9 protein-coding genes are annotated in these 12,919 nt (G+C 45.1%); all 9 read left to right on the top strand.

Annotated features, from left to right (window positions below):
• Nucleotides 1–798 precede the first annotated feature (798 nt).
• The 9 genes from B5F78_RS10065 (at nt 799) to B5F78_RS10025 (ending at nt 12,906) form a co-directional block, all read left to right on the top strand.
• Nucleotides 799–1,470: a succinate dehydrogenase/fumarate reductase cytochrome b subunit gene (locus tag B5F78_RS10065; RefSeq protein WP_087213311.1), complete on the top strand. Its 672-nt coding sequence runs from the start codon at nt 799–801 to the stop codon at nt 1,468–1,470.
• A gap of 115 nt (nt 1,471–1,585) precedes the next feature.
• Entirely contained in the window at nt 1,586–3,568 is a 1,983-nt protein-coding gene (locus B5F78_RS10060) for a fumarate reductase/succinate dehydrogenase flavoprotein subunit (protein ID WP_087406624.1), read from the top strand.
• A gap of 61 nt (nt 3,569–3,629) precedes the next feature.
• The gene (locus B5F78_RS10055) at nt 3,630–3,992 is read left to right on the top strand and encodes a four helix bundle protein (protein ID WP_087213313.1); all 363 of its coding nucleotides are present in this window, start codon (nt 3,630–3,632) and stop codon (nt 3,990–3,992) included.
• 48 nt (nt 3,993–4,040) lie between these two features.
• Nucleotides 4,041–4,796: a succinate dehydrogenase/fumarate reductase iron-sulfur subunit gene (locus tag B5F78_RS10050; protein ID WP_087249503.1), complete on the top strand. Its 756-nt coding sequence runs from the start codon at nt 4,041–4,043 to the stop codon at nt 4,794–4,796.
• Between the two features lie 636 nt (nt 4,797–5,432).
• Nucleotides 5,433–6,011 carry a DUF3575 domain-containing protein gene (locus tag B5F78_RS10045; protein WP_087406623.1) on the top strand — a complete coding sequence of 193 codons (579 nt, stop codon included), beginning with the start codon at nt 5,433–5,435 and terminating at the stop codon, nt 6,009–6,011.
• Nucleotides 6,012–6,032: 21 nt separating this feature from the next.
• Nucleotides 6,033–7,451 carry a DUF3868 domain-containing protein gene (locus B5F78_RS10040; RefSeq protein ID WP_087406622.1) on the top strand — a complete coding sequence of 473 codons (1,419 nt, stop codon included), beginning with the start codon at nt 6,033–6,035 and terminating at the stop codon, nt 7,449–7,451.
• 716 nt (nt 7,452–8,167) lie between these two features.
• The gene (locus B5F78_RS10035) at nt 8,168–10,117 is read left to right on the top strand and encodes an Mfa1 family fimbria major subunit (RefSeq protein ID WP_087406621.1); all 1,950 of its coding nucleotides are present in this window, start codon (nt 8,168–8,170) and stop codon (nt 10,115–10,117) included.
• Between the two features lie 162 nt (nt 10,118–10,279).
• Nucleotides 10,280–11,347, top strand: coding sequence for a FimB/Mfa2 family fimbrial subunit (locus B5F78_RS10030; RefSeq protein WP_140400111.1), 1,068 nt, complete (start codon nt 10,280–10,282; stop codon nt 11,345–11,347).
• Nucleotides 11,348–11,361: 14 nt separating this feature from the next.
• Entirely contained in the window at nt 11,362–12,906 is a 1,545-nt protein-coding gene (locus tag B5F78_RS10025) for an Mfa1 family fimbria major subunit (RefSeq protein WP_087406619.1), read from the top strand.
• Nucleotides 12,907–12,919 lie beyond the last annotated feature (13 nt).

Raw genomic sequence — 12,919 nt, 5'->3', positions numbered from 1 at the left:
AAACCGTACGGTTTCCATATCGAGAACGTACGGTTTTCAATTGGAGAACGTACGGTTTTGATATGGAAACCATAAAAGGATGATGCCTGGATTGATAATATAATCCAATTCCAATTGGAAATCCCAATTATTTTAATGGCTTTTGGAATTTGATTATAATGCCCATAACATTATTCTTGGATTAATTCAAAACAGTTTCTAAAAAACTCAAATCGTTCTAACTCAGGTCTTTGCAAGTCCTGCTTTACCTTTTGTATCTGCCTGTTTCCACTCAGGCTTGTAACCGCGCCGGCTACTGACGGATTGTTTGTAAACGGTTGATTTATAGGAATGTATTCGAATTGCATTAGGATTTGTTAACTAAATGTGCCGGATATGTGCCGGTTTTGTAGTCAGGAAATTGCGCTAAAACGGGCATAAAAAGATGTATAAACAGCCTTAATGGAAATGTTTGGGACTATATTTTGTCACGAAAAATGGACATTAATAAAGTTTAACTTATCCTTTTTGAATGTTCCGAAGAAGGTTCCTTCTTAACCATGCGCTGTATGAAATTGTGCATTTTGTATATGCCATGTAGTAGAGACGATGTGCACATCGTCTCTACAGAAACAGTGCGAAATGTTCAATGAACTGATTATTTTATGGAAAGAATACACATTATCTGATTGAATTTAAAGAATTATTTCCGTAATCGCTTGTGTTATCTCAATAAATCTTCTAATTTTGCATCGTGTAACAGACCGTACTGGAGGATATTTTAGTTCAAACAATTAAATAATTTAAATTCAATCATTTATGTGGTTAAGTAATTCATCTATTGGAAGGAAAGTGGTGATGAGCGTAACAGGTATCGCCCTTGTCCTGTTTCTTACATTTCACATGTTGATGAACCTTGTTGCACTGTTTTCGGCGGAAGGTTATAACACAGTATGTGAATTCTTGGGTACTAACTGGTACGCTTTGATAGGTACCTTGGCGTTAGCTGCCTTGTTTGTAATTCACATCGTTTACGCTTTCTGGCTGACGATGTTGAACCGTGCCGCACGTGGTAACGAACGTTATGCGGTGAGTGCAAAGCCTAAAACTGTGGAATGGGCTTCTCAGAACATGTTGGCTTTGGGTGTGATTGTCATCCTGGGCTTGCTGTTGCACTTGTTCAACTTCTGGTACAACATGATGTTTGCCGAATTGATAGGCAATCCGATGATGGGCGGTCTGGAAGCAACCGACGGTTACGGTTACATTGTGCAGACTTTCTCTAATCCGGTATTCTTCGTTCTGTACATCGTTTGGTTGTGCGCTTTGTGGTTCCACTTGACTCATGGTTTCTGGAGCTCTATGCAGACATTAGGCTGGAACAACACCATCTGGATCAACCGTTGGAAGTGCATCTCTAACATTTATTCTACGATTATCGTGCTGGGCTTCATGCTGGTTGCGGTAGTATTTTTTGTGAAGAATTTATAATGTAGGCACTAGGTTACAGGTACTAGGTACTAGGTTACAGATACTTTATATTAAGGATGAAAAAACCTAGTCAACTAGTCAACTAGTTCCTAGTCAACTAAAAAAGAAAACAATTATGGCTAATATACTCGACTCTAAAATTCCTGAAGGTCCGATAGCTGAAAAATGGACCAACTATAAAGCTCACCAGAAACTGGTGAACCCCGCCAACAAACGTCGTTTGGATATCATCGTGGTAGGAACCGGTCTTGCAGGTGCTTCTGCAGCCGCTTCTTTGGGCGAAATGGGCTTCCGTGTGTTTAACTTCTGTATTCAGGATTCTCCGCGCCGCGCTCACTCTATCGCTGCTCAAGGTGGTATCAATGCTGCAAAGAATTATCAGAACGATGGCGACTCTGTATATCGTCTGTTTTATGATACTGTAAAAGGTGGTGACTATCGTGCACGTGAGGCAAACGTTTATCGTTTGGCTGAAGTTTCGAACAACATCATCGACCAATGCGTGGCTCAGGGTGTACCTTTCGCACGCGAATATGGAGGTCTGCTGGCAAACCGTTCGTTCGGTGGAGCACAGGTGTCACGTACATTCTATGCCAAAGGACAGACCGGACAGCAGTTGCTGTTGGGCGCTTACTCGGCATTGAGCCGCCAGGTAGGTGCAGGCACAGTCAAGCTGTACACTCGCTATGAAATGGAAGATGTGGTAATCATCGACGGCCGTGCCCGCGGTATCATTGCCAAGAATCTGGTAACCGGTAAACTGGAACGTTTTGCTGCACATGCTGTAGTTATCGCTACCGGTGGTTACGGTAATACTTACTTCTTGTCTACCAATGCGATGGCATGTAACTGCTCGGCTGCAATGGCTTGCTACCGTAAAGGCGCGTTCTTCGCTAATCCGGCATACGTGCAGATTCACCCGACTTGTATTCCGGTACACGGCGACAAGCAGTCTAAGTTGACTTTGATGTCTGAATCGTTGCGTAACGACGGACGTATCTGGGTTCCGAAGAAGCTGGAAGATGCCAAGGCTTTGCAGGCTGGTACTAAGAAAGGCAGTGACATTCCGGAAGAAGACCGCGACTATTACCTGGAACGCCGTTATCCGGCATTCGGTAACTTGGTTCCGCGTGACGTTGCCAGCCGTGCGGCTAAGGAACGTTGTGACCACGGTTTCGGTGTCAACAATACCGGCTTGGCTGTATTCCTCGACTTCTCTGAAAGTATCGAACGTCTGGGATTGGATGTAGTGCGCCAGCGTTACGGAAACCTCTTCGATATGTACGAAGAAATCACCGATGTGAACCCGGGCAAATTGGCAAACGAAATCAACGGCGTGAAATATTACAACCCGATGATGATTTATCCGGCTATCCACTACACCATGGGTGGTATCTGGGTAGACTACGAATTGCAGACTACCATTAAGGGTCTGTTTGCTATCGGCGAATGTAACTTCTCCGACCACGGTGCAAACCGTCTGGGTGCTTCTGCCTTGATGCAAGGACTTGCCGATGGTTACTTTGTATTGCCTTACACCATCCAGAACTATCTGGCAGACCAAATCACTGTTCCCCGCTTCTCTACCGACTTGCCGGAATTTGAGGAAGCAGAAAAGGCTGTCCAGGCTAAGATTGACCACCTGATGGGAATCCAGGGCAAACGCTCGGTAGATTCTATCCACAAGGAATTGGGCCACATCATGTGGGAATATGTAGGTATGGGACGTACCGAAGCTGGTTTGAAAACTGCTTTGACCAAACTGAAAGATATCCGCAAGGAATTCGAAACCAACTTGTTCATTCCGGGCAAGAAAGAAGGTCTGAACGTAGAATTGGATAAGGCAATCCGCTTGAACGACTTCATCACCATGGGTGAACTGATTGCATACGACGCATTGAACCGTAACGAATCGTGCGGCGGTCACTTCCGTGAAGAATATCAGACCGAAGAAGGCGAAGCCAAACGTGATGATGCCAACTATTTCTATGTATCTTGCTGGGAATACCAAGGCTCGGATGATAAAGCTCCGGTTCTCTACAAGGAACCGCTGGTTTACGAAGCGATTAAAGTTCAGACAAGAAATTATAAGAGTTAATTAATTTCAGTTGACAAGGTACGAGTTGACTAGTTGACTAGGTTTTAAATAGTATAAGCTTATGAGAACCCATAAAGAATTGGTCGTTTGGCAGAAAAGTATGGAAATGGTCAAGTGTCTTTACTTGGTAACTCAGGCTTTCCCTAAAGAAGAAATATATGGAATCACTTCCCAAATGCGCCGTGCTGCCGTATCGATTCCGTCAAATATTGCGGAAGGATTCGGCAGAGGGTATGATAAAGAGTTGATTCATTTCCTATATATGGCTTTAGGATCCGCATCAGAATTGGAAACGCAGCTTCTTATTTGTAAGGATATTGCATATATTTCGGATGCACAATATCAAGAGCTGGACAGCATGAACAGTGAAATAATAAAAATGTTGACGGCTTTGATAAACAAACGTAAGTCATTTGTATTTTAAACCTAGTTACCTGGTATCTGGTACCTAGTAACCTTAAAAATAAAAACAATGGATAAAAATATATCATTTACGCTGAAAATTTGGCGTCAGAACGGACCGAAGGAAAAAGGTCATTTCGATACATTCCAGATGAAAGATATCCCGGGCGATACTTCGTTCCTGGAAATGCTGGATATCTTGAACGAGCAGTTGGTTGAGTCTGGTAAAGAACCGGTAGTATTCGATCACGATTGCCGTGAAGGTATCTGCGGTATGTGTTCTCTGTATATTAACGGACATCCGCACGGACCTGCAACAGGTGCTACTACCTGCCAGCTCTATATGCGCCGTTTCCACGATGGCGATGTCATTACCGTTGAACCGTGGCGTTCGGCTGGTTTCCCGGTTATCAAAGACTTGATGGTAGACCGTACGGCTTACGACAAGATCATGCAGGCTGGTGGTTTCATCAGTGTACGTACAGGCGCTCCTCAGGATGCCAATGCTATCCTGATTCCGAAACAAGTGGCTGACGAAGCGATGGATGCTGCTTCTTGTATCGGTTGTGGCGCATGTGTAGCTGCTTGTAAGAACGGTTCGGCAATGCTGTTCGTATCAGCAAAGGTTAGCCAGCTGAATCTGTTGCCGCAAGGTAAACCGGAAGCTTTGCGCCGTGCGAAAGCCATGATTGCCAAGATGGACGAACTGGGCTTCGGTAACTGTACCAATACCCGTGCTTGTGAAGCTGAATGTCCGAAGAACGTTTCGATCAGCAACATCGCTCGTTTGAACCGCGACTTCATCAAGGCAAAACTGAAAGACTGATGATTTTTAGGTGCCAGAGGCTAGGTGACTAGGTATTAGATACTAGTTGACTAGGTACTAGATACTAGGTACCAGGCACTGGATATTTGGCGGGTTGACAAGTTGATAAGGATTTAAATCCAAGTCTTCTTGTCAACTCGTTTTTTATGAATGTCCGGGAGCTATGCAAAAGAATTTTAAACTATTTGTAATATCCTTGTATAATGTTGGAAGAATCAAGCTGAATGACTATATTTGCAAAGTGATTTTTTTCATAGTATTAGATTTAAGGTTAACAAGGTTGGGAGAAAGCGTTCTCCCATTTTTTTTGTTCTTGGGAACAGTTTCTGAATATCTGCAAAATGCCAATGGTATGAAAAGGAGTTATGCTCGCTTTGCTCACAGGAGTTAAAGGACAATGGTTCTGTTAGGGTTTCCATTAGTAAAAGTATTGGCTTCTCACTCCCTTTAACTCCCTGAAATAACTCCTTGTCTTGAAATTATCCGCTGTTTACAACTTGTTAATTTACCCCTCCCTATTTGTTAATGTGTTTTAAAAATTAAACACTCGTATCTTAAATATATTTGTATTTAGTAATTAATTGCTACATTTACCCCGTTTTGATAGAGGTTCGATAGAGATTAAAAAAGTTCAGTATGAGATTACTAATTGTAAGTATTTGTCTGGTCGTGGCAAGTCTTACCGCATCTGCACAGAATGTGGTAGTAAAGACTAATTTATTATACGACATAACCGCAACAGCAAATCTTGGTATAGAATTTAAAGTGGCTCCGAAATGGACTGTAGACATATCGGGGAATCTCAATGCATGGACTTTCAGCGATAATAAGAAATGGAAACACTGGGTGCTGCAGCCCGAAGCACGCTATTGGCTGTGCGAACGTTTTAACGGACATTTTGTCGGTGCGCATCTTGTAGGCGGCATCTATAATATGGGAAACTGGAATACAGACTTTACTTTCCTGGGTACCGATTTCGGACAGCTGAAAGAACACCGCTACGAAGGCTGGCTGGTAGGGGCAGGCATAGCCTACGGATACCACTGGATGCTGGGCAGGCATTGGAGTGTGGAGGCTGAGATAGGCATCGGATATGTCTATACTCAGGCAGATAAGTACGAGTGTCCGCGCTGCGGAGACCAGCTGGAGGACAATAAGCCGCACCATTACGTGGGGCCTACCAAGGCGGCTATCAATCTGATTTATGTATTCTAACGGAAGAGGAGACAGCAATCTATGAAACGAAAAGCTTATGACATAATGCCTTATTTATTCTTCGGCAGCCTGTTCCTGTGGCTGGCAATGCCTTTGGCACAGGCGCAGCAGCCTCAAGGCAGTGTGCGGGTCGACAGCATACAGATAAGCCGTGCGCGCGACAGTGTGCGTATCGCTTTCCGCGTCAGCCTCGACAGTTTGGAGGTGCGTTCCAATCGTTCGGTGGTGCTTCAGCCTTTCTTTAAGGGCGAAGGGGGCGACCGTTGGCTGCCCGCCATCGAAGTGATGGGGCGCAAGCGTTACCTCTACTACCTGCGCAACGACTCGCTCACTTATGCCGGTGCTCCTTGCCGCGTGGTGAAGCGCGATAAGGCGGTAGCGCAACGGTTGGATTATCAGACGGCGTTGGCATACGAACCGTGGATGGAAGGAGCTTCCCTTTATTTGGGCGAAGACCAGTGCGGGTGCGGGCAGGTCATCAGTAGGGCACAGCGTCCCTTGGCGGTGGCAGACATTGCTTGGCATCCTGCCTTGGCATACATTGCCCCCCAAGTGGAAACCGTAAAGAGCCGCCGCCTGAGCGGGCAGGCTTACCTCGATTTCCCGGTGAACAAAACCGACATTTATCCCGACTACCGCCGCAATCCGGCAGAGTTGGCTAAGATACGGGCTACCATAGACAGCGTACAGGGCGATGCCGATGTGCGCATCGTGCAGATGCAAGTCAAGGGATACGCTTCACCCGAAGGTACTTACCGCTCGAACGCACGTTTGGCTCAGGGGCGTACCGAGGCGTTGAAGGCTTACATCATCGGGCGTTACGGCTTGGCGGATAACCTGTTTGTCGTGGCATACGAGCCGGAGAACTGGGAAGGGCTGCGTGCATACGTTGCCCAGAGCACCCTTGCCGACAAGGAAGGCATCTTGCGGATCATTGACAGTGGGGAAGAACCCGACGCCAAGGAACGCCGCTTGCGCAATGCCTATCCGCAGGCATACCGCTCCTTGCTTGCCGATTGCTATCCCGGACTGCGCCGCTCCGATTACCGTATCGACTACGTGATACGAGGTTTCAACGTAGACGAGGCGAAGCAGGTCATCCGCACCCGTCCTCAGAACCTTTCGCTACAGGAGATGTTTGCCGTAGCGCAGACCTACCAGCCCGGAAGCCCCGAATTCATCGAGGTGTTCCAGATAGCGGTGCAATATTATCCCACCGACCCCGTAGCCAACCTCAATGCGGCAAATGCCTTGCTGGAACACGGTTTGGCAGAACAGGCGTTGCCTTACTTGACGAAAGCGGGCGACACGCCGCAGGCAGCCAATGCCCGAGGGGTAGCCATGCGGATGTTGGACCGTTACGCCGAAGCCGAAACCCATTTGCATAAGGCTGCCGAGGCGGGACTGAAGGAAGCCGAAACAAACTTGAAAGGACTATAAAAATGAAGAATGAAGAATTTAGAGATACGTTTGGTATAAGTTGATGATGAATGAAGAATTAAGAATGCGAGAATTCTTCATTCTTCATTCCTCATTCTTCATTAAAATAAATATTGCTCTTTGACTTATTGGGAAATACGGAAATAAAGTGTAACTTTGCGGTATAGGATATTTTCATCACAGATTACACGGATTTTAATTATACTGTGTGCGGGATGTATTTGTGCATTTGGAAATTAAACGCAGAGACGCAAAGGACACGGAGCTAACCGATGCCACTCTCTGTGCTCTTTGCCCTCTCTAAATATAAAGTCTTTGCGCCTTTGCGTCTCTGCGTTTATAAAAAAGCACAAACTTATTCCGATGGAGTATTAGATAAACGACTTCTGTAGGGGCGTATCGCATACGCCCGGATACATCCGCACTGTTATTCTTACCCGATTACATCTTTTAGTGGCGGCTTGCTTAGCCTGCCTCTTTATCCCCTCCATACCGCTTCCTGTTTTGTAAGATTAATAATCTTACAGGCGGAAGAATAATAATCTTACAGCCGGAAGATTAATAATCTTACACGCATAAGATTAATAATCTTGTTGCGGAAGGAGGTAGATTACTCTCCGTATTTCCCCATAAGCCGAGCCAAGAGATAGAGAATGCGACAGGGCTTTTTGAAAGCCCCGGAGAACTGAGATTACTAATTTAATTATATTACGATTATGAAAAAAGTGAAGTATTTAGCGATGTTGCTCGCGGCAGGCATGTTCGCCGCTTGTAGCGACAATTTGGAAGATGCTGGCGCAGGCAATGCGGGCGGAACAACTCCAAGTACTACGGAGGGATATGTCAGAGTGGCTATTAATATGCCTACTACGAGCGGAGGTATGTCGAGGGTAAATGATACGGGCGAAGAAACAACGACGGGTGCAGGAGATGACTATGTACATTTAGAGGATGGTATAGCTAATGAATACAAGATAACTGATGGTATCATTGTATTCTTTAAGGAGACACGAACTGGTGATCCTTTGCCAGCATCTAATCCTGATGTTAATGCGACATTTGAAAGTGCCTATACGTTGACTTTAGGGCAACCACAAGATGACCCTACCGCTCAAGTAACGGAACGTGTTGTGACTGTATCTGAGGCTCCGATGGTGGATGCTACTAAAGGTGAGGCTTTGTATGCTTTAGTAATATTGAATGTGCCTTCTACAGTAACTGTAGACGCAAATACTCATGGCTTAACAATAACCAATAATGGCAAATCTACAGTTTTAACAGATAAATCGACTTTATCTGCTTTTAAAGAGGCATTAAAAAATCAGCAACTAAGTACCTATATCGGTGACAATAAAGATAAATTTACCATGCTTAATGCTCCGTTGTCTACGGTAGCAGGTTCGGATGCATTAGCGATGTCTAATCCTGCCGCAAAGACCTTGGTACCGGTTACTGTTTATAAGACAGAAAATGAAGCTTTGAGTAATGACGCAGCACGTATTTATGTAGAACGTGTCGTAGCAAAAGTAACACTTACTGGATTTAAGGATGGAAAAATAGCTGTAAAAGATAACAACGGTGCTTATGAAGGCGATGAGGTGGCTTTGGATGGCTGGTTGCTGAACGTAACCAATAAGTCAACTAAATTGGTTCGTGATGTGGCTGGATATAAGGCTGCAACAGAAACAGGCTCATGGTTAGCTGCTGCCACTTCCGCAACCAATAATATAACCCGCTTTGCTGGAACGGAAGTGATTCCGGTAAATTTCGAAGACACTCCGACGAATTATTACCGCATTTATTGGGCAGAAGATGGTAACTATTCTTCTGTGACGAATGTAGATTCGGAATTCAATACGTATTATACCGATCAAGATCCGGCAAGCGGCAACGTAACTCCTACGGATGCAGATTGGAATAAGAATACGGCAGACAATGCTACTGATGCGACAGACCATGCGCTTTATTGCTTGGAAAATACAATGGCTGTTTCCGACCAAAAGCAAAATCAGACAACTTCGGTGGTGTTGAAGACTACTTATAAGACAAAATTTGGCAATCAGACGACAGCGTCAGCGCAGGATTTCTTCCTCTGCGGTGAAAGTCCGCTTAAGTATCCTGCTGAAACTAACATATCTACAGGAACAGAAAATCAATATGTGAAAGATATTGTTACTTTCGTAAGAGAAAGTGCAAACGAAGTGCTTGCTGAAGGAAGCCAAATAGGAGAGTCAGATTTATCTTTGAAAAAGACAGGAGAAGAAATAACAGCAGATGCCGGTATTTATGATTCATTGGAGAAATTGAAAGAGCTGTTTACTCTCACTAATGAAAATGATACAAAATGGGATGCGATTTGGAATCAGGTAGGAACAATCCGTTATTATAAGGGTGGTATCAATTATTATTATGCGGCTCGCATTCGTCACTTTAACGATGCGGAGACCCCATGGAATGATGGTGAATCTTATGGCATACAGCATTTAGGCCGTTATGGCGTTGTTCGTAATAACTGGTACGAAGTGAATGTCAATAGCATAAGCGGACCGGGTGAACCTGTTATCACAAAACCGGGTGATAATCCGGATGATGAAAACGAAGGTTACATCCGTGCTGAAATCAACGTCCTCTCTTGGGCAAAACGCAGTCAAAACGTAGACCTCTAAAAACCTGATAGAATCATTCTATCACTAACCCCATTGAACACAGCGACACAAAGCCGCGGTTGAATCAAATAAAAACCTCTGTGCCTTTGTGCCTCTGTGTTCGATGAAAATGTTCAAATAAAGAAACTTTACGCCTCTGTGTTCAATAAAAAACAAAACGAAATGAAAGTGAAACACATCATACGAATGCTGGCTCTCCTTGTGGCAGGAGCGGGACTCACATCCTGCACCGACTGGATGTACGACGACCGCAGCGGATGCGAACACGGCTTATGGCTCAGCTTCAAATACGATTACAACCTGCAGCGTGCCGACCTCATCGACCATGTGGGCAGCATAGGCGTATTCGTTTACGACGAAGAAGGGCGTTATGTCACCTCGTTCGTACAGCCCGATATGCATCAGTCAGAGCCTTACCGCATGTATTTCGACCTTCCCGAAGGACGCTACCGCTTCATTGCGTTAGCCGACCAGCATGAGTACGAAGACTTAGAGGCTGAGCCGAGTGGCATGTACCTGTCGGAAGCACCGAAGCCGGGCGACAGGATGGAAGATTTTTCCGTCATGCTGAAGCACGTACACGTAGGCGATGATTGGGCGATAGTGGACCGTGAAGTGAATCCGCTCGACACCTTGTGGTATGCCATCAGCGAGCAGTCGGTTTATGTCCCTTCCGACCGTTACGCGTATGATACCCTTTCGCTGGTGCGCGACACGAAGTCGATTTCCATCTCGCTCCGTGAGATAGACCATCCGGAACGCATGGATGTGGACGACTACACGTTCTCCATCTCCCACCGCAACCTGATTATGAATTGCAACCCGAGCCGTGCCGACATGGTGGCAGACCTTACCGCTTCTGTAGCCGTCTATGCGCCATACATGAAGTGGAACACTTCCGACGACAGTTCTTCGCGCGCCGGAGCCGGACGCACGGCACATGCCGACTTCATGACTTCCCGCCTTTACGACGACGATGACAACGAGGCTAAGCTTACCATCCGTCACCGTGAGTCGGACCGTACGGTGATAGAAGCCGACCTGTGCAACCTGATCGGCCAGCTTCGTAACTACGACGAGACGCAGCGTTACACCCTGCAAGAGTTCCTCGACCGTGGCTACGACTTCCGCCTCACCTTCTTCCTGAAGGGCGGCGAGTGGCAGTACACCGACGTATCCATCGGTATCCTCGGCTGGAGCAAGCGCATCCAGAATGTATCATTAGACTAAATCCGACCCTCAACATGAAGCAACCCAGATTGACATACCTGTTCCTCACCTTCTTGCTGGCACTGCTATCCGCCAGCTGCAAGAAAGACTCCCTTCCCGCTCCGGCAGCGGAAGAAGAAGAGTCCGGCAGCGGTGTGTACGTCAGTGTGGTGGTGAATACCGAGGGAGGAAATAGCAGCCGTGCGGATGGTGCTACGGATGACTATAATCCCACCGGAGGAGAAAATGGAGATGGCAATCAAGCAGGAGAAGGGGAAGAGAATATGGTGCATGACTTGAATGTGTTTTTCTTCCAAGGAGAAGTGGATGAAAATACAGGGGAACGTTTGGGGATAAATTCGACGGATAATCCTAGTATTGTCTGTCGCCTTTATTTTGACCAATTGCTACAGACATCTGCAAGTAGTAATGGTATTGATGCTGTATGGCAATCACCCGTACAGGAAGTAACCGATATTTTACAAATAGGTCTAACCTATGATGTGTTAGTAATAGCTAATGCAGGTGATTTACGTACCCAAAATTTGAATACTTTAAATACTCTTCGTGATTATCAAGTAGCTAATCCGATTACGAATAACAATACTTATTTTTTGATGGCATCGGAAAAAGATGCAAGTGTTAAAATCCAAGCAAGTACGAAGAATAATCCGATTACAGTGTCAGTAGATGTAGAGCGGATGACAGCACGGGTGGATTGTGCGTGGGAGGAGGAGTATACAGTAGAAAAAAAAGCACCGAATGCAGGCGGTAATCAAGGTGATGACAAAGTAAAGATTCTTGGTGCCGCATTGGTAAATCGTTACCGCAGCAATACGTATGCTTTTAAGCGGGTGACGGACGGAACCGATTTAGACAATCCTATTATAGATTATTTAGGGCTTGAAAAGACAACTGCCGATGGCATAGCCAGCAATTATGTGCTCGACCCTAAAACTATTGATGGTAAGAACAACAACGATTACACCTATTATTATACGGAGTATGCCAATTGGGGAAATGAAGATTTTATAAATGTATATTTGGATAAAACTGTTTCATCAGAAACTGGAGGAACATTTTATTATCGTTTGAACTATGTCTGTGAAAATATAAATCGAAGTGGGGGTTTATCCACAATCAATGATAGGAAGGAATGGCAAGAAAGGTATGTAACTGGCATAATGTATAAGGCACAGTATATTCCCAGGGGATTTGAAGGGGGTACTTTTTATAGGTATAACGGATGGCTATATGAGTTTGATGATATTACCGGACCAAATGGACCATTTCCAGATTATAGTGAAACTCAATTAGAATTGGCTCCAAACGTTGAGACTTTTAAGGATGGCATTTGTTATTATATATATTGGATTCGTCATGCAGCAGATGATGTAGATGATGTCATTAGTCCGATGGAGTATGCTATCGTGCGTAATAATATCTATCAATTGGATGTTGTTAGTGTTTCAGGGTTGGGTAGTTCTCAACCCGAAAATGTTGAGGAACACGAGATAACCATTCATTTTAAGGTGAAATCATGGAATGATGTATCTGTGACTGTTCCTTCATTTGATTAAGTACGAATAAAAA

The sequence above is a fragment of the Bacteroides sp. An279 genome (assembly GCF_002159615.1).
Classification (GTDB): domain Bacteria; phylum Bacteroidota; class Bacteroidia; order Bacteroidales; family Bacteroidaceae; genus Phocaeicola; species Phocaeicola intestinalis.
This window is presented reverse-complemented; position numbering and strand designations above follow the sequence as displayed.

Bases quoted from the DNA above. Each gene is read 5' to 3' on its own strand.
- B5F78_RS10065 (WP_087213311.1), top strand. From the start codon at position 799: ATGTGGTTAAGTAATTCATCTATTGGAAGGAAAGTGGTGATGAGCGTA.
- B5F78_RS10060 (WP_087406624.1), top strand. From the start codon at position 1,586: ATGGCTAATATACTCGACTCTAAAATTCCTGAAGGTCCGATAGCTGAA.
- B5F78_RS10055 (WP_087213313.1), top strand. From the start codon at position 3,630: ATGAGAACCCATAAAGAATTGGTCGTTTGGCAGAAAAGTATGGAAATG.
- B5F78_RS10050 (WP_087249503.1), top strand. From the start codon at position 4,041: ATGGATAAAAATATATCATTTACGCTGAAAATTTGGCGTCAGAACGGA.
- B5F78_RS10045 (WP_087406623.1), top strand. From the start codon at position 5,433: ATGAGATTACTAATTGTAAGTATTTGTCTGGTCGTGGCAAGTCTTACC.
- B5F78_RS10040 (WP_087406622.1), top strand. From the start codon at position 6,033: ATGAAACGAAAAGCTTATGACATAATGCCTTATTTATTCTTCGGCAGC.
- B5F78_RS10035 (WP_087406621.1), top strand. From the start codon at position 8,168: ATGAAAAAAGTGAAGTATTTAGCGATGTTGCTCGCGGCAGGCATGTTC.
- B5F78_RS10030 (WP_140400111.1), top strand. From the start codon at position 10,280: ATGAAAGTGAAACACATCATACGAATGCTGGCTCTCCTTGTGGCAGGA.
- B5F78_RS10025 (WP_087406619.1), top strand. From the start codon at position 11,362: ATGAAGCAACCCAGATTGACATACCTGTTCCTCACCTTCTTGCTGGCA.